General features: G+C 49.5%; 20 protein-coding genes. 7 read left to right on the plus strand and 13 right to left on the minus strand.

The window, feature by feature from the left end; genetic code table 11:
• Positions 1 to 2 precede the first annotated feature (2 nt).
• Genes EHT87_RS20010 through EHT87_RS20020 form a run of 3 tightly spaced genes read right to left on the minus strand, consistent with a single transcriptional unit; the run spans position 3 to position 745 of the window.
• The gene (locus tag EHT87_RS20010; protein WP_124908442.1) at positions 3 to 218 is read right to left on the minus strand and encodes a hypothetical protein; all 216 of its coding nucleotides are present in this window, start codon (positions 216 to 218) and stop codon (positions 3 to 5) included.
• Entirely contained in the window at positions 215 to 481 is a 267-nt protein-coding gene (locus EHT87_RS20015; protein WP_124908443.1) for a hypothetical protein, read from the minus strand. Before EHT87_RS20015 ends, EHT87_RS20010 begins: the two co-directional genes overlap by 4 nt.
• A 3-nt stretch (positions 482 to 484) precedes the next feature.
• Positions 485 to 745 carry a hypothetical protein gene (locus EHT87_RS20020; RefSeq protein WP_124908444.1) on the minus strand — a complete coding sequence of 87 codons (261 nt, stop codon included), beginning with the start codon at positions 743 to 745 and terminating at the stop codon, positions 485 to 487.
• 407 nt (positions 746 to 1,152) lie between these two features.
• On the opposite strand from EHT87_RS20020, the gene EHT87_RS20025 reads away from it, so the two are divergent.
• Positions 1,153 to 1,626 (plus strand): helix-turn-helix domain-containing protein, encoded by a 474-nt coding sequence (locus EHT87_RS20025; protein ID WP_124908445.1) that lies wholly within the window; start codon positions 1,153 to 1,155, stop codon positions 1,624 to 1,626.
• Positions 1,627 to 1,791: 165 nt separating this feature from the next.
• A complete protein-coding gene (locus EHT87_RS20030; protein ID WP_124908446.1) occupies positions 1,792 to 3,003 on the plus strand; it encodes a PSP1 domain-containing protein in 1,212 nt (403 codons plus the stop codon).
• A 240-nt stretch (positions 3,004 to 3,243) separates the two neighbouring features.
• Here EHT87_RS20030 and EHT87_RS20035 read toward each other — a convergent pair whose 3' ends face one another.
• On the minus strand, positions 3,244 to 3,543 hold the full coding sequence (locus EHT87_RS20035; RefSeq protein ID WP_124908447.1) for a Dabb family protein: 300 nt from the start codon (positions 3,541 to 3,543) through the stop codon (positions 3,244 to 3,246).
• Between the two features lie 61 nt (positions 3,544 to 3,604).
• Positions 3,605 to 4,324, minus strand: a complete 720-nt coding sequence (locus tag EHT87_RS20040) for an RluA family pseudouridine synthase (RefSeq protein WP_124908448.1) — start codon at positions 4,322 to 4,324, stop codon at positions 3,605 to 3,607.
• Positions 4,325 to 4,637: 313 nt separating this feature from the next.
• Here EHT87_RS20040 and EHT87_RS20045 point away from each other — a divergent pair, with 313 nt between their 5' ends.
• Entirely contained in the window at positions 4,638 to 5,189 is a 552-nt protein-coding gene (locus EHT87_RS20045; RefSeq protein ID WP_124908449.1) for a DNA-3-methyladenine glycosylase I, read from the plus strand.
• 6 nt (positions 5,190 to 5,195) lie between these two features.
• On the opposite strand, the gene EHT87_RS20050 is transcribed toward EHT87_RS20045, so the two are convergent.
• From EHT87_RS20050 to EHT87_RS20075, 6 genes are all read right to left on the minus strand, one after another.
• The gene (locus tag EHT87_RS20050) at positions 5,196 to 6,230 is read right to left on the minus strand and encodes a sensor histidine kinase (RefSeq protein ID WP_124908450.1); all 1,035 of its coding nucleotides are present in this window, start codon (positions 6,228 to 6,230) and stop codon (positions 5,196 to 5,198) included.
• A 17-nt stretch (positions 6,231 to 6,247) separates the two neighbouring features.
• Positions 6,248 to 6,952: a response regulator transcription factor gene (locus tag EHT87_RS20055; RefSeq protein WP_124908451.1), complete on the minus strand. Its 705-nt coding sequence runs from the start codon at positions 6,950 to 6,952 to the stop codon at positions 6,248 to 6,250.
• Positions 6,953 to 7,247: 295 nt separating this feature from the next.
• Positions 7,248 to 8,054 carry a helix-turn-helix domain-containing protein gene (locus tag EHT87_RS20060; RefSeq protein WP_124908452.1) on the minus strand — a complete coding sequence of 269 codons (807 nt, stop codon included), beginning with the start codon at positions 8,052 to 8,054 and terminating at the stop codon, positions 7,248 to 7,250.
• Between the two features lie 11 nt (positions 8,055 to 8,065).
• Positions 8,066 to 9,097, minus strand: a complete 1,032-nt coding sequence (locus tag EHT87_RS20065) for an SDR family NAD(P)-dependent oxidoreductase (RefSeq protein WP_124908453.1) — start codon at positions 9,095 to 9,097, stop codon at positions 8,066 to 8,068.
• A gap of 156 nt (positions 9,098 to 9,253) precedes the next feature.
• Positions 9,254 to 9,853, minus strand: a complete 600-nt coding sequence (locus EHT87_RS20070; RefSeq protein ID WP_124908454.1) for a hypothetical protein — start codon at positions 9,851 to 9,853, stop codon at positions 9,254 to 9,256.
• A gap of 145 nt (positions 9,854 to 9,998) precedes the next feature.
• A complete protein-coding gene (locus EHT87_RS20075; RefSeq protein ID WP_124908455.1) occupies positions 9,999 to 10,844 on the minus strand; it encodes a YjiK family protein in 846 nt (281 codons plus the stop codon).
• Positions 10,845 to 10,896: 52 nt separating this feature from the next.
• On the opposite strand from EHT87_RS20075, the gene EHT87_RS20080 reads away from it, so the two are divergent.
• Positions 10,897 to 12,033: an AI-2E family transporter gene (locus EHT87_RS20080; RefSeq protein WP_124908456.1), complete on the plus strand. Its 1,137-nt coding sequence runs from the start codon at positions 10,897 to 10,899 to the stop codon at positions 12,031 to 12,033.
• A 326-nt stretch (positions 12,034 to 12,359) separates the two neighbouring features.
• Here EHT87_RS20080 and EHT87_RS31405 read toward each other — a convergent pair whose 3' ends face one another.
• Positions 12,360 to 12,962, minus strand: a complete 603-nt coding sequence (locus EHT87_RS31405) for an LON peptidase substrate-binding domain-containing protein (RefSeq protein WP_185716324.1) — start codon at positions 12,960 to 12,962, stop codon at positions 12,360 to 12,362.
• Positions 12,963 to 12,989: 27 nt separating this feature from the next.
• The gene (locus EHT87_RS31410; protein ID WP_185716292.1) at positions 12,990 to 13,463 is read right to left on the minus strand and encodes a gliding motility lipoprotein GldH; all 474 of its coding nucleotides are present in this window, start codon (positions 13,461 to 13,463) and stop codon (positions 12,990 to 12,992) included.
• A 192-nt stretch (positions 13,464 to 13,655) separates the two neighbouring features.
• Between EHT87_RS31410 and EHT87_RS20090 the strand changes: the two genes are divergently transcribed.
• From EHT87_RS20090 to EHT87_RS20100, 3 genes are read left to right on the plus strand one after another with little or no spacing between them, the layout of a single operon-like run.
• Positions 13,656 to 14,018: a BlaI/MecI/CopY family transcriptional regulator gene (locus EHT87_RS20090; protein WP_114404570.1), complete on the plus strand. Its 363-nt coding sequence runs from the start codon at positions 13,656 to 13,658 to the stop codon at positions 14,016 to 14,018.
• Positions 14,019 to 14,020: 2 nt separating this feature from the next.
• Complete coding sequence (locus tag EHT87_RS20095; protein ID WP_124908457.1) at positions 14,021 to 15,745, plus strand: M56 family metallopeptidase; 1,725 nt, start codon at positions 14,021 to 14,023, stop codon at positions 15,743 to 15,745.
• 27 nt (positions 15,746 to 15,772) lie between these two features.
• Entirely contained in the window at positions 15,773 to 16,858 is a 1,086-nt protein-coding gene (locus EHT87_RS20100) for a hypothetical protein (RefSeq protein WP_124908458.1), read from the plus strand.
• Positions 16,859 to 16,949: the final 91 nt, after the last annotated feature.

Below are 16,949 nucleotides of genomic sequence, written 5' to 3' on the forward strand. Positions count from 1 at the left end.
ATTTAGTTAGAGGGTGGAATTTGCAATTCATCATCGCCCCGGATGGCCAGCTCATAAAGCTGCCGCCATTCGTCTCTCAGGCTATTTTCTTCCTGCTCCATCCGTCTCATGCGTTTCATGTCCCATAGCAGATACACCAGAAGGGCGACCAGTACAAGCAGAAAACAGATCAACAGAATCGGATACAGATATTTGAGAAAAGCAGTGGCCAGGCTCATACCGGTTCATTCATTAACTCATGACATTCCAGCTGAATCTTCTCCAGAATGATTTGGGCCATTCCTAATTCAAAACCAATCAAGCTCTGCATCTGCTCCTGGTCGTCGAACACGAGTTTTTCAACACACCCAGTGAGTTCCGTCAGGTGATTCTCCATGAAGGACTCCATCATCTGAATCTCGAAAAGCCGCTTTTTAGCATCCGGGTTATTGGAAAAAGGCTCTCGACGAAAAAAGGAAAGCAACAGCTGCTGATAGTTCATGGGTTACTCCAGTTTATTTTGTATGCCAAACAAATGTGCTGTTTCAGGCATGGTGTTGCTCCGGAAGTTTTCGTAGTCAAACTCCAGGTACTCAATCATACATTCAGCAATCCAGAAATCAACCCGCTTCAGATTATAGTCGGGTTTACAAACCGTGCGCTCAAACGTTGTCAAACAGCCTTCCAAAGCCAGTTTAGCACGAAATTCGTTGTACCGACGCTCGTCGACAACGCGCAGATATTCGTACGATTCCTTAATATTCATTTTGCTACTTATTAGGTGCTGCAGGAAATAGATGCTTGAAATAATAATGGCCAAGTTTAGAAATGGGAAGCATTTCTGCCGTTAACTCAAAATATTCAGATTGCCCCCTGTTTCTGACGTAATTGCTGCAGGAATTACAACCAGGTCGTGACTTAATTGAGAATTGCTGCAAGAATTGTTACATTCGTTGTAACAATACAAGAGCAATATTAACGTAATTATGTTAAAATAATAAAAATTACGTTAATATATTTTTAATGGGCTTATATAAAATGCTGTAATTTAGTAGGTTAGCTCTTTGAGATGTTAACATTTTATTGGTCATTGTTATGAAAAAATAAGTAGCCACTCTACCTGTTTTACGTTAAACCACCATGCTCAAATAGAAATTGACATAATTGTAACGTATGGAGACAACAATCAACGAGCGCTTCAAAAAGCTTATTGAGGCCTTGGGTTTAAATCCCAATTCATTTGCTAAGAGACTGGGTAAGGCTCAGTCGTCTATTGCTGTGATTGTAGAAGGAAAGAGTAAGCCTGGTTATGAGCTGTTAGAGAAAGTCTTTGCAAACTTTCCTCAAGTAAGCCGTGATTGGCTTTTAATGGGTGAAGGAGAGATGTTCCGCAAAGAGGAGAAAAGTGCAGGCGCTGATAAATACTTACAGGAGCACTTACAAACACTTGAGAAAAAGTTTGAAACTCTTCTTGCTCAAAAAGACAGCGTAATTGAGGGTCTGCAAAGTATCATTCGATATCAACGCGAGCAATTGGGAAAATCTGAGGTTGTACTCGCTTATGCGGCCGTTTGTACTCTTTTTTTTATAAACTTTGGGTACAAATTTGGGTACAACCTATTAACTGATGCGGTTAACTGGCTGTGAATCTTTTGAATACGTACCGGAATCTATATAAAATGTGATCCGGTACCAGGACTGAGTTATGAATTAAACGTTAAACGTTAAAAATTAAAAGTAAACAACTCTCTCGTCTACTTTTACCTTTTAACTTTTAATTTTTAACGAACAACTCTTAACTATATAAGGGTTATGGGATGTAAATCATGTACGACCGGCGGTTGTGGAACCAAAACCGCAACCGGAGCCGTGGGCGGATGCAAAAATAATGGGGCCTGTGGCACCGGCGGTTGCAATAAAATGAATGTTTTCGACTGGTTGAGCAACATGGAGACGCCCTCCACGCGCCGGTACGATGCAGCCGTAGAAGTTAAGTTTAAAGGAGGGCGGAAGGAATACTACCGGAACCCGCACCAGATCGATCTGACCACGGGCGACTTTGTGGTTTGTGAAATGCAGACGGGGTATCACATCGGTTGCGTGTCGCTCCAGGGTGAGCTGGTACGCTTGCAGATGATGAAGAAAAACATCCCGTTTTCCGACGATCTCAAGGTCATTCACCGCGTTGCGTCGCCGAAAGACCTGGAAAAACACGAGCAGGCCATCGCCCGCGATCTGACGACGATGTACCGCACGCGCGAAGTGGTGAAGGAACTGAAGCTGAATATGAAGTTGTCGGACGTTGAATATCAGTCGGATAACACCAAAGCGACGTTCTATTACTCGTCCGACGAACGGGTCGATTTCCGGGAACTGATCAAGATTCTGGCGGCCGAATTTAAAATCCGGGTGGAAATGCGGCAGATCAGCCTGCGGCAGGAAGCCGGGCGATTGGGCGGTATTGGCTCCTGCGGCCGCGAATTGTGCTGCTCGACCTGGCTGACCGATTTCAAAAACATCACCACATCGGCGGCTCGTTATCAAAATTTGTCGCTGAATCCCAGTAAGTTATCGGGCCAGTGCGGACGGCTGAAATGCTGTCTGAACTACGAACTGGAAACGTATGTGGATGCGTTGCGCGATATTCCGCAGGTGGAAAAACCGCTGGAAACCCAGAAAGGCCGCGCGTCGCTCCAGAAAACCGACATTTTCCGGCGCATCATGTGGTTTGGCTACAGCACCGAAAGCACCTGGTATCCGTTGCCCATTGCGCGCGTTATGGAGATTCAGGAGCTGAACAAGAAGGGAATCATTCCCGAATCGTTCGATTTGCTGGAACCGATGGCCGAGCGGAAGGAAACCGCCAAAGGGCTGAGTTCACTCAATAGCGATCTGGAAAAACTGGACAAAAAATTCAGCGACCGGAGTGATCGGAAGAAGAAACGGAAGAAGAAAAAACCGTCATCCGGCGGTGATCCGGCGGCTTCAAATGGCCGTCAGAATCAAAATACGGAGAAATCCTAAATGACAAAACCCGGTCACAAGCCGGGTTTTGTCGTTGAATAGGGTTCTTTTGGTGTCGTTCGCGTGTCTTTGTTATCGCTCGCGTGTCGCGAGTGACTTTTATTCCAAGGGCCTCCGGCCCGTAATCCCGCACGAATCTCAAAAGTAAAATCCTTCCCAAGACCGCTTCGGGCCGGAGGCCCTGTAGATAAAGGTCACTCGCGACACGCGAGCGACAACGCTGACGTTTGAATCCGGTTTTTATTCCACGGCATCATACACCTGAACCTTGCTCCAGTACCGTGCACAGGTTTCCACAAATTTCAGGTGAATCGGATCTTCCTGATACGCATCATGGGCGGCCTGATCGCGGAAAACATACGTCAGTGACCAGTCGTAGGAATGATCGATCACGGGCCGGCGCGTGTCGGCGGGTTTACCAATATACAGCGCTTCAAAATGCGTGATGCCTTTGAGCGTTTCGAGACCAGCGCGGAGCGCCTGGCGGTCGTCGTCGCTACCGGGGTTGTTGAGCCAGAAATAAACGGTATGAACAAACATGCTTCTCGGATCGACCGGTTCGCCGGTACGGTTTTAGGAGTTAGACAATTGAGCCTGAAAACTAACTATTTTTCTCCAACTGCTTCACCAATACCTCGAAATCTTTGGGGTAGGGCGCTTCAAAAATCGTCCGTTCACCATCCAGTAACGCAAACGTGAGCGAGCGGGCGTGCAGGGCCACGCGCTGAATCAGCGATTGTTCTTCAGTATCTTTTTTCAGGTTGAATTTCCGCTTCAGATCCGACAGAAAAACCGGTTTGCCGCCGTAGGTCGGGTCGTTGGCAATGGGGGCTTTCAGACACATCAGGTGAACGCGAATCTGGTGCATCCGGCCCGTAATCGGAATGCATTCCATCAAGGTGTGCATCCGGTAAACTTTCAGCGTATTGAAAATGGTTTCGGCGTCTTTCCCTTTCTGGCGGTCGATTTTCACCGCCGTTCCGTCTTTAATGGGCGAAATGGGCAGATATACCGAAATACCTTCGAAATCATGAATACCGTCTACGACGGCGTGGTAGCGTTTGGTGACCTCCCGGTGTTCGAACTGCATGGCCAGATGGCGGTAAGCCGCCGGGTTTTTCGCAATCGCCAGAATACCGGACGTGCCTTTGTCCAGGCGGTGACCGAGTTGGGCATCGGGGTGGTAAGCTTTGGCTAAGCGTAAGATACTCTGTGACTTATCGGCGTTGCGTTCGTCGAGCGAGGCAATGTTGGCCGGTTTATTGATTAAAATATAATCGTCGTTCTCGAAAATAATCAGATCTTCAAAATTCAGTTTCATAGTACAAAGGTCCTGAACAACAGAATGCTATCCAAGGCAAAAAGATTCAATATTCAAAAACCGGGTGAATCGCATCGTCATTTTGGACCGGGACGATGAATTTATAGGTAATCACCGTATCCGTTTTTAATTTAGCCCACGGTTAAAACCGTGGGTGATGAAGCAACAACGGCGCCGATAAAAACCGTTTTAACGGTTTCAGAATCTCAAAACCGTTAAAACGGTTGGGCATTCCGGCATCATGCCCGGTTTTCCAGCGGTTGAAACCGTGGGCTAAATTAAAACCTGACCAATTCATTAATTCATTCGTACCATGTCCTACTGCACCGCCATCGAAACCATGCCCGCCGACCGAAAAGCGCTTCACAAAGCGTACCACGATCACCTGTACGGGTTTCCGATCCACGACGATGACGAGTTGTTTTGCCGACTGGTGCTGGAAATCAATCAGGCCGGTCTGAGCTGGGAAACCATTTTGAGAAAAGAAGCCGGTTTTCGGCAGGCGTATGACAATTTCTCCATTGAAAAAGTAGCGGCTTATACCGACGCCGACCGCGAAAGGTTGCTGGCCGATCCGGGAATTATCCGCAACCGGCTGAAAGTCAATGCCGCTATCGAGAATGCCCGAACCATCCGGGAACTGCAAAAAGAATACGGTTCGTTTGAACAATGGCTGGAGCGGCATCATCCCAAAACCAAAGACGAATGGGTGAAACTGTTCAAAAAAACGTTTCGCTTTACCGGCGGTGAAATCGTGAATGAGTTTTTGATGAGCATCGGCTATTTGCCCGGTGCCCACGATTCTGGCTGTCTGGTGTATGAAAAGATACTGGAAGCCAGGCCATTATGGGCCAACGGACGGTAACGGTTGTCAATCGGCTTTGTCGAGTTTGAAACTGAAAACCGTGCCTTTATCCGGCTTGCTCATCACCGTAATTTTCGATTTGTGGGCGTTCAGAATGTGCTTCACAATGGCGAGCCCCAGGCCGGTTCCGCCCCGTTCTTTTGAGCGGCTTTTGTCGACGCGGTAAAACCGCTCGAAGATGCGGTTGAGGTGTTCGGGCGGAATACCGGGGCCGTTGTCGCGCACCTGAACGATGTATTGCTTCTTTTCCTCTTCAAAACTGACCACCACTTTGCCGCCGTTGTTGCCGTATTTGATGGCGTTTTCGATCAGGTTGGTGAGCACCTGCGTGATGCGTTGCGGATCGGCTTTCACCAGAATACCGCCGGGCTGCTCGGATTTGATTTTTAAGGAAGCCTGGCGGGCGTGGGCGGTATTTTCCAGTTGCTCGAACACGTCGAGCGTAATCTGGTAGATATCCACCGTCTCAAAATGCATCTTGACCTCGCCGGTTTCCAGTTGCGAGAGTGCCACCAGATCTTTCACCAGCGCGTCCAGGCCATCTAAACTCTTGGCGGCTTTGGCCAGAAATTTATCCCGAACCTTCTCGTCGTCGATGGCACCGTCGATGAGCGTGTGAACGAAGCCCTGGGCGGCAAAAATGGGCGTTTTCAGTTCGTGGGAGACGTCGGCCAGAAACTCGCGCCGGAATTGTTCCAGCCGCCGGAGTTCCTCGATTTCCTTCTGTTTCCGGGCCACGTAGACAAAAATTTCGTCGTTCAATTTCTTGAACGGATTGTTGTTCTTAATGATGGTGGTCCGGGAAATCGTAAAATCCTTGATGCGCAGTTTGTGGATGGTTTTATACAGCTTATTGACCTCGCGATACACCAGGATTTCGATGGCGTAGAGAATCAGGAAAAACGAAACGATCAGGGAAGAAATCGCCACCACAAACAACATGCTGCGGGTAACGCCTTCCACAAACGTCAGAAAAACGGCCGTCAGGGCCGAAATCAGACCGGCCAGCAGAAATGCAATAACACGGGGGCTAAGCGACATGAAGTAAAGATAACCGCTTAACCTTCATCATTGAACATATACCCGACGCCTTTCAGGGTTTTGATGTAGGTTTCGCCGATTTTTTCGCGCAGTTTCCGGATGTGTACATCGACCGTGCGTTCGAGAACGTAGATATCGACGCCCCAGATTTTTTGCAGCAACTCCTCCCGGCCAAACACTTTGTTGGGCGACAGAGCCAGGAAAAACAGCAGTTCAAACTCTTTTTTGGGCAGCACGACGGTTTTATCGCCGGTTGTTACGGTATAATTCAATCGGTTGATTGTCAGGCCACTAATTTCAATTTTTTCGCCCGGATCGGCTTTCTGGGCTTCGCGCCGGAACAGCGCGTTGATGCGGCTCATCAGCGCACGCGGCTTGATGGGCTTGGTAATGTAGTCGTCGGCACCGATTTCAAAAGCCGCCACTTCCGAATATTCCTCGGAGCGGGCGGTCAGATACAGAATAAACGTTTGGCGAAGATCCGGCAAATTGCGGAGTTGGCGGCCCGTTTCGATCCCGTCCATTTGGGGCATCATAATATCGAGTAGCACCAGTTCGGGAACGAAGGTCCGGGCGGTATCGAGGGCTTTCCGGCCGTCGGGCGCGGTACGAACCTCGTAGCCTTCTTTCTCCAGATTGTATTGCAACAGCTCAACAATGTCGGGGTCGTCGTCGACCACCAGCACACGGTGGAGTTGTTGAGAATTTTTTGCGGCACTCATTCGGTCGGTTTGTTGGTGTAATTCAGTCCCGAAGTTACGTCCTGTGTCAGCAATTTTACGAAGTTAACTCTATTGTTAACAAAATCTTAACACGAAATGGCGTTACTCATCGCAATAAGTAGTGCTTGCAAAATACGAGATCAGGTCAGAAGACATTCTGGCAATAACTTGTTTAAAAGTACCGAAAATTTGAATAAAATATAGCGTATAAAACCGCTATGGGATGGATGCATAAACAGAGAAATGGCGGGCCCAAATTTGAGTCGTGTGGAAAGCAATGCTTTCCACACGACTCTTAACCGGCGATTTCGGTGGGAGCATACCCATACCGTTTTCGAAATGCGTAACCGAAATGCGAGAGATTCTCAAAGCCAACTTCCAGATAAACTTCGGAAGGCTTTCGCTTTTTTTCCCGAATCTGATAATAGGCAAGTTCCAGTCGCTTTTCAGTAAGCCATTTTTGGGGGGTAGTCTGGAACGTCTTCTTAAAATCGCGTTTGAACGTGGTCAGGCTGCGGCCCGTCAGATAGCCGAATTTATCCATTCTCATGTTGAACATGTAGTTCTGCTCCATGAAATCGACCAGACTGATCTTGCCGGGCTCGTCAAAATTAGCCAGCAAATGGTCAATAGTGGTGTCAATCGTCCGGAGAATCGTAATGGCTGCATCTATTTTCAAAGAAGCAATTGGATCCGGTAGCGGTTCGTTCAGTTCGAAATAGGGAATCAGGGAAGCAAGGCAGCTTTTTAGCAGCGGATGCTGGTCAAACGTGCGGAAAATGGGCGGCTGCATCGGCCTGATATCAACCTTATTTCTGGCGTAAAAATCGGTTAGCCGCTTTTTAGTGAGGTGCATGACCACGGATTGATGGGGTAAGCCGTTTTTGGGATAGTTAATGACTGTAACCAGCTGATTGCGTGGAAATAACAAGGTGTCGCCGGCTCCAAACCAATACGTCTTATCCCCTTGTATGATCTTGGTTTCTCCTGAAATAAACCAGACCAGTAAATGCTGTTCAAACAGTACATCAGCCTTGTAAAACGTACCGTCGAAGCCCGAAAGCTTCAGATCAGGATGAATATAGTGCGTTTGATGCCCCATACTGGTAGAACTTAATTGGTTAGAAACCGCACGCCTGTCAAATTCTCACTCAACGCCCACAATTGCTTCGCCTGGTCGGCATCGACCGAATAAGGCTTGACGCCCCGGAGGGTTGATGGGTCATCATACTGGTGATCAATCGTTCCTTCATCCAGTTCGGCCACGTCTGCATTCTCGCAATATACACCGCCCAATTCATTTAACTGCGGACTCGTTGCGCACCAAACCGTCGTGGCTGCTCCCTGGGGAATGGTTTTTAGTTTCCGGGCGACATCAGGAAATAAATTGCCATCCGCATCATGCGTTCCCAGCTGCTGAAACAACGCCATTGGCGCCACTCGTCCCAAATCGGTCCCATTGACGGAGCCCGGATGGAGTGAAAAGGCCCGTACCCCGAATTCTTTAGCCCGATGGTCCAGTTCTACCGTAAATAAATTAGTAGCCGTTTTGGACTGTCCATAGCCCGCTAACGTTTCATACGGCCGGCGTTCAAAGTTGGGATCTTCAAAATTAAACGGAGCCATCTGATGGCCAAAAGAAGATACGTTGATTACCCGCGCACGATCCGCCCGTTTCAAAGCTGGCCACAGACGTGCCGTCAGCTGGAAGTGCCCCAGGTGATTGGTCGCTAGTTGCGATTCATACCCGCGGGTATCCCGTTGCAAGGGCACCCACATAATACCGGCATTGTTGACCAGAATATGGAGTGCACTGCCGGTCTGAAGGAATTTTTCGGCAAACGCATCAATGGAATCAGGATTCATCAGGTCCATCGTTTCGATGGTTACGTTCTGGACTCCTTTGAGACTTTTTGCGGCCTTGGTGATGTCACGGGCAGGTACGATTACGGTAGCGCCTGCCGATGCGAAAGTTTTTACGGTTTCCAGGCCGATCCCGGCGTAGCCACCCGTAACGATAGCGGTTTTGCCTGTCAGGTCAATTCCTTTGATAACGTCTGTGGTCGTGGAAGTAGCGGTAAAGCCTGAGCCGATTGGCTTTTGCAGGCTCCCCTTGTAATTGTCTACCCTTGTTAGTTGTTCCATTGCTGAATAAGAATTTGTTGGAACAAAGGTAGAGCGGGCGGTTTCTGGCGAATTTGTTTTAAAGGCCAGATTTATTTGTTTTAAAGACCATCCGTAAAGAATTTCCTGAGCGAGTTGTCATGGTGTGACGATGGCATGGAATGCCTTTCCGGGTGGTTAGTTCTTTACGAAGTCAATTTTTTCAACGCCCCGATTAAAGCCCCGCCAGACCATCGTCGGCTGTCCGTCGCTGACTTCCATCGAAAAATTATCGTCAATCAGGCCCAGATCTTTCAGAAAGGCTTCTTCCGGCTCAACGATACGCGAGCCGTTGGGAAAGTGATATTGAAACAGAAAAATTCCCTGAGGTCCTTTTTTGTTGATCAGCCAGCCATAATCGGCCCGTATGTCGAACTGGACCGGGTAGGTTTTTCCGCCGTATTCGAGCGTTCCATCGAATTCGCCCCGCCGGTAGTCTCTGGGAATGCTGCGGGGCACAGCCGCCGGTCGAATAGTTAGTCGGGCCAGGTTCAGGAACGTACTGTCCTTGGTGAGTTTAACCTGATCACGGAAGTATAATTTAGGATTGTGCTTTACGTACACTTTCTGAAGTGTCCATGTTCCAATGATCCGGGGAGCCAGATCCTGCATGAGTTGGATACTGACCTGATCATAATCAATTTTAGGCGATACGGTTTGGGGCATTACACCATCATGTCGCACACAGTGGCTGCACAATAGCCCAAGGGTTGCCAGAAAGAAGAAGCTGTTTTTCATGTTACCAACGTTTTCAGAAGAATCCACAAAGGCTTCAAAAGGTTGTAAATGCGGTTTTAGGGATTGAATATAAAAGTTTACATCAATAAATGAAAAAGACTAGTTGTGTTTATATTTCAAAAAAAATGCGGACCGAATCCCTGGCTTACTTCCTCCGAATCAAATACATCCTTCCCCGTTCATTCGTCATCACCAGATCCGTGTTGTTCACAAACGCCAGCCCCTCCGTTTGGCCCCGCGGAATCCGGAGGCAGCGCGTCGGGTGCTGGAAGTTGACTTGCCGGTTTTTCAGCTCGAACAGAAAGATTTTGCCGTAGGTCAATACCGCCAGCGTTTGGCCGTCCGGGCTGAGGGCGGCATCCGTCACCATGCTTTTCAGAAAAACGCTGTCGGCGGGAACCAGGGCGTAGCTTCCGGCCCGGGCGGGCATCCCATACAGGTTAACCCATCGCCGGGGCTTCGACCGGTTTTTTGAGATAAGGAATAGGCTGTCTTTGGTAGCAAAAAGGGCCTCGCTGTCGAAATTACGCGTATCTTTCAACGCCGGAAAGGATTTCTGTCGGGCGTAATGAAACGTAATTGGCTGAAAATCGTTAGGTTGTTTGGGGTCGATCCGGTAAATGCGTAGGTCGGTTCGGGCGTTGGCGTTATTGCCGATGTCGCCAATAAACAAAGCCGTCGTGTCCTGGTTCGTGAGGGCCTCCCAGTCGCGGTTTTGCAGCATTGGCAAAGGCAGTGAATCGACGAGCGTGCCGTCGCGGGCCACTTCGTAGAGCGTGGGCCGTCCTCCGCTGTCGTTGTGCGTCCAGAACGTATTGCGATTGGCCCGATACGACAGCCCGGAACTTTCGTTGACCACCGCGGCCAGCCGTCCAACCCGCGAAACCGTATAGTGAGTCCGCCCACTGCGAAAACCGCTGCGTTTGTTCTCGGCGTGGCAGGAACAAAGGGTCACTTTGAGTGAAAATAAGAAGAGAAGAAAAGAGGACATTCGTAGCGTGTCTAGACTAGTTTTCGGTAAACCGAATACCGCACCTAAAAATATGGAAAACAAATTACCTGAAGTCAATCTGCCGTCGTATGTCCGGTTTGCCTGCATCATGATTGTGCTGACAATTCTGGTTTACTGGCTGTCGGCCATGCAGGAATTGATCGTGCCGCTGGTATTTTCAATTCTGTTTGCCATGATTCTTTACCCGATCAACCACCGGCTCGAACGCTGGCGGGTACCGCGCGTACCTGCCATTCTGGTGTGTCTGGTGATTGTGATCGGCTTTTTTTACCTGCTTTTTTACCTGATTTCTCTGCAAATCAGCAATTTTACCGCCGAAGCGCCCCGATTACTCGAACGCGGCAATCAAATTCTGGACAAATTGCAGACGTTTGGAGAAGACCGATTTCACATCGAACGTTCGAAAATGGTGGCCGAAGCCCGGAGTTACGTCAACAACCTGATTCGCGAAAGCGGTTCTTTTTTGACGTCGACCTTGCTGGCGACGACCAACACGCTGTCGACCATCTCGATTGTTCCGCTGTATATCTTCTTCCTGATGCTGTACCGCGACTTCTTCCGCTCGTTTTTCTACAAAGTATTCAAAAGCACGAAGCGGGCCAAGATCGACATCGTTTTTGGCCGGATTTATACCGTTGTCAAGGATTACCTGGTCGGGCTGGTGCTGGTCATTGTCATTGTGGGCGTTCTGAACACCGTCGGCTTGCTGATTCTGGGCATCGACTACGCCGTCTTTTTCGGTTTTCTGGGTGCGTTCATGATTCTGATTCCCTACATCGGGATTTTGATCGGATCACTTTTACCGGCGCTGTTTACGCTGCTAACCCACGAAAATCCCCTGGTTGCTCTGGGCGTGATTGGCGTATTTTCGTTCGTGCAGATCCTGGAGGGCAACTTCATCACGCCGTATATTGTCGGTTCGAAAGTCAGTATCAATCCGCTGGCGGCCATCATCGTATTGTTACTCTGGGGGCAACTCTGGGGTGTTACCGGACTGATTCTGGCGCTGCCGATGACGGCTATTCTCAAGGTGATCTTTGATGCCGTCGATCCGCTCAAGCCGTACGGTTTTTTGCTGGGTGAAGCCGAGCGTCAGAAGACCAAACCCTTGAATGTGAAGGAATTTACGGATAAGTTGCCGAAAAAAGTAAAAGATTTGGTGGACTAGTAATGAGTCAAATTCCGGCCTGCGGTTAAAATTGCCGGTGGTGCTGTTACTCGCGCGTAAAGTGTTTTAGCGGACGTTTCGTTATCGCTCGCGTGTCGCGAGTGACCTGTATTTGGAGGGCCTCCGGCCCGTATATAGCCCTCCAAAATGACGCTAATTATCTAAAAGCTAGACTACGGGCCGGAGGCCCTGTGAATAGAAATCACTCGCGACACGCGAGCGATAACGAAAACACGCGAGCGACAACAGCCATAATAGCCGGACAACAACATCGGGGGCTTTGGAACCGTTTTAACGGTTTTCGATTTTTCGTCACCAGCCCCACGCTAAAATTTCAACGGATCCAGATTCTTGAAATGGCCGTTCATTTTGATGCGGTCTTTGGTGCGTTCCATTTCGGCCACCACCGGCACCACCCGATCCAGGTGGCGGATCAAAAACCGCTGGCGTTCGTTTTCGCGGCCAATGGTCAACAGTTCGTATTCTTCGTCAACCGATAAACCGATTTTGTGTGCAACTCGGAACGATAGCAACGGAGTGGTTTCATCAATTTCGGATTTAATCTGCAACAGCCGGTAGAGCCGGGTCAGTTTTACGATCAGCTCATCCAGATGATCGCCTATTTCGGGGTCGATTTCAACCACTTCTACCGTGCCGCCCGCGTAGAGTTTTCCCGGAGCCGGATTTTCGAAATTAGCAATTTTGAAAATCCGCAGCCCTTTCGATTTGATGTCCATTCGCCCGTCATCGTAGCGTTTATGCAGGCTGCTTACGCGCATTTCGGTGCCGTAGCCGGGCAGTTTATTGTTGATAAACGCCGGAATCCCAAACGTTTGTTCTTGTTCCAGACATTCCGAGATCAACTGCCGGTAGCGTTCTTCAAAAATGTGAAGGTTTAAATCCTCGTTGGGATAAACAACCAGACTCAGGGGAACAGAGGCAAATAAATTTCCATGTTAGAGTTCTTTTTCCACCGTCACGCCCACACTGTAAATCTCCGGCAGGGGGTTCTGACGCATGTATTGCCGCAAGCGGATGGTGTATTTTCCGCGCCGGGAAAACCGGTAATTTTTCATCATACTGATCCGGTGATCGAACAGATCGCCCAGGCCGTCGCCATACGGTTTTCCGGTTTTCGGGTCGAGCAACGTCAGTTCATCCTGTTTCGATTCCAGCATTTTTCCCGTGCCGTCCAGCAGATAACGGCGAATGTATAAGTTATAATACGGATACGAAACGCTATTGCGGATGTTGTAATAAATGGAATAGGTGGCCGTTGTGTCCTCAATGTCGAAGGTAAACTCCGGTGTGTTTTTGATATACCACGTCCCGTCTTCGATGTCGTCGATTCCCTTGTAAACCGCCTTTTCATCGCAGCTAACGAGCAGCAACCACAAACCGGCCAGCAATCCTATCGGTAATTTTTTCATGAGCTGTCTTTCTACAAAACTACGACCCTGCCGCTTAGATTCAAATTAAGCCGGATGGGATTCTCCATACTAAAAAACTACGGAAATAGTTTGCAACCTAGGTAAACCGTTTTATATTCGTAATTAGTGAGCCGAGCGCTTCGGCCACCCCCGGTTTTATCCGGATTGAGATGGTAACCTAAAACAAGCACGATGGAAAAGTTAACTGCCAAAGAAGAAGAAATTATGCAGGTGTTGTGGAAAGTCGAGCAGTCGTTTGTGAAAGACATGCTCGCCTACTTCACCGACCCGCCTTTGCATTACAATACTGTTTCGACCATTATCCGGAACCTGGAAGAGAAGGGCTACGTCGGTCATCAGGCGTATGGAAATACGCACGAATATTACCCGATTATCAGCAAGGAGGACTATCAAAACCGCTTTGTGCTGAAAAAAGTCGTGTCGGATTATTTCGATGACTCCTATAAAAATCTGGTGAGCTACTTTGCCAAAAAGGATAAAATTTCGGTGGATGAATTAAAGGAAATCATCACCATGATCGAGAAAGGGCAGTAGCCATGAGCCTGTTGATTTACCTCCTGCAAGCAGGCCTGATTCTGGCGGTGCTGACGCTCTGCTACCGGCTGCTGCTCCGCCGGGCCACCTGGTTTGACCTCAACCGGTATTTGCTCGGGCTAAATGTCGTACTGGCCCTGGTGCTGCCGCTGGTCGAGCTGCCCGACTTCCGGCCCGCGCCCGTCCGGCAGCTGGTGCAGAAAACCGTTCCTAATTTTCGGGTGGCCGACTGGAAAGTACTGGACTGGTCGCGGCTAAAATCGGTTTCGCCCGCTCCACGGATTCAAAAACCGAAAGAGCAGGTGCCGGATGCGTTCATGGCCGTCCAGCCCAACGAAACGCCGTTTAACGGGCAGAAATTGGTGCTGTGGGCCTATTTGGCGGGGGTAATCTTTCTGGCCGGGCGGCTGCTGGTGCAGCTTTGGTCGCTGGCACGTCTGATCGCACGGTCGGAGCGGTCGTGGGAGGACGGCATCTGGCTGGTGATCAACGCGGAGGTTGACGCGCCGTTTTCTTTTTTTCACTGGGTGATTCTGAATCCGGCCTTGTACGAATCCGACGAATTCGACCAGATTCTGGTGCACGAACGGGTGCACTGCCGGCAGTGGCACAGCCTGGATATGCTGCTGGCCGAAGTGTTGCGGGTGGTCTTCTGGTTTAATCCGTTTGCCTGGTGGCATCAGCGGTTGGTGCAGGAAAATCTGGAATACCTGGTCGACCGGGAAGTGCTGAACGAAGGCGTCGAGAAAAAAAAATACCAGTACTATCTCCTGAAAGCCAGTCTGGCCGGCGAAGTGCCTATGCCCGTCCGGCCGGTTACCAACTCGTTCAACCAGCCGCAGTTGAAAAGCCGCATTTCAATGATGAACCGGCCCCAGTCGACCAAAAGCTGGCACACCTACCTCTTTTTTGGTTTCGTTGTGGCTTTTTCCTGTTCGGCCTTTTCTTTCCCAAAATCGGTTTCCAGGTACGTTGTCGACAATCGGTTTGGCGTTTTTGGACTGATTACCGCCGTTACAACCGCCCAGGATCTGGACGTGATGCAGGCGGTTTTTGCGGAAAGGGGCATCGGCATGCGCTATCAGGCCGACATCAATCCCTCTGGCCAGATCGACCACATTTCGGTGGAGATAAAAAACGGAAACAAACTGATCGCCCGAACGCTGAATCAAATTCCGCCGTTTGTCATCACGGCGGTTCAACCCGATCCGTCGAAGCCATTCGTTATTCAGACCACCCGCCGGGTGATGCAGTTGCCCGACACGTTATTCTCGATTTGGGAACACGAAAAACCGGTGGTGGTGCTCAACGGCCGGGTGCTGAATCTGCGTCCCGGACAGCCGTTCGGCTTCGGCTCCGTGTCTGATTATAAACGAACGGTACTGACGGCGCAGGAAGCCATGAAACGGTTTGGCAAAACCGGCCGATACGGCGCTACGACGATTGACGGGAAAATTCTGGATGCGGTTTTCTCCGCCAATCCGGAAGTGATGGCGATGGGGCGCCAGCTTTTGTATAAAAAAACATTGTTGCCGGATCAGCTCAAACTGTTTACGTTTCTGATCGACGGAAAGCCGGGTTCCTACCAGCAGTTTCGGCAATTACCCGCCGACGACAAGATTTCGGTGGCGATTTTTGACAAAGAAACCGCCGGAACCGTCAAGCCGACCTTCACCACCAAAGGTCTTGTGGCGGTGACGACCAGAAGTCAATTAGTAGCTGATTAAGCCCTTTTCCTGAACCTGTGCATGAAAATGAAAGCCCTATTCCCGCGTGAGCCGGCGCAATTTCGCTTCGTCAATCAGTTCGGCCCCCGGTTTCTGAAAAACCGCATTCAGATGATGAACCGGGCGACCCGCTCCCGGCGGTCGTGGCTGGTGTACGTGGTGCTGTTTGCGGTTACGGGTTTGGTCACGGCGGTGGCCGCGGTGGAAAAGCAGCAGAAAGCGCCTTTGACTTGGATTAAGAAAAAACCGGAAGCTTCATCGAAACCGGTAGCTGTCCATTCGGTCATGATCAGGCAGCGTCATTTGGTGGCCGACTTGGAAGCCGTTCAAAAACCGGTGGAGGAGTTGGTGGCAAAACCGGTGGTCAGTCTTCCCGACTCGGCTCAGATTCTTGAAGAAGTGCCGACGGTTAAAATTGAGAAGCAGAGCCGGTATGTGGCCCAAAAAGGTAAGTTGGTCTATTGGGTGATTACGCCCAAAATGTCGTTTGCGGACCTGACAGAACTGAAACAGACCATCGAAAAGCTGACGTCATTTACGTTTGATTATAATCGAATCACGTTTGATCCGTTTCAGGTTTATATCGATGCCATTGCCGTAAAGGTACACAAGGAAAAGGGTAGTGCCGGTTCGGTATATGAAGGCGATGAAAGTGACCAGCCCATCAAGTCGATTGGCGGCTATTTAGCGGAGAGCGGTTCGCTGGGGATGGGCTTATCCAGTTTTGGAATGCCGGAATCGCTTCAACAGCTTGTGAAAGAAGATGAAAAAGCCGCCCTTGGACTGGTTGCTGAAAACTGGATGGCGTATCTTATCCATAAAAATCAAAAAACCGGAGCGGGCAGCAGTTCGACCGTAAAAGGGAGTTGGTTGCGCGAAAACCCAGGACGTAGAAACGAAAACCTGGGCGTTTTTATCAATGCAAGTGGCCAGGTTCAGCTTTATCATACGGAACGTGTTACGGTGCTCATCAACGGAAAAGAAATGAATGCGAGCGAAGTTCCGAGGCTCGATCCAAAGCAACTCCATACGGTTATTGTGAAAGATGTTTCGGATGAATCTGCCGGGCCGGGGCGCAAAAAGCGGTATGTCCAGATTTTCCTCAACCAGTAAGTTTTTAATAGGAACACGGCCGGGTCGCCGTTGCGATTCAGCGGATGGAACGGATCAAAAAACGGATTTTAATTTTAATCGGTGTAAATCG

The sequence above is a fragment of the Larkinella knui genome, from assembly GCF_003858645.1.
Taxonomy (GTDB): Bacteria; Bacteroidota; Bacteroidia; order Cytophagales; family Spirosomataceae; genus Larkinella; species Larkinella knui.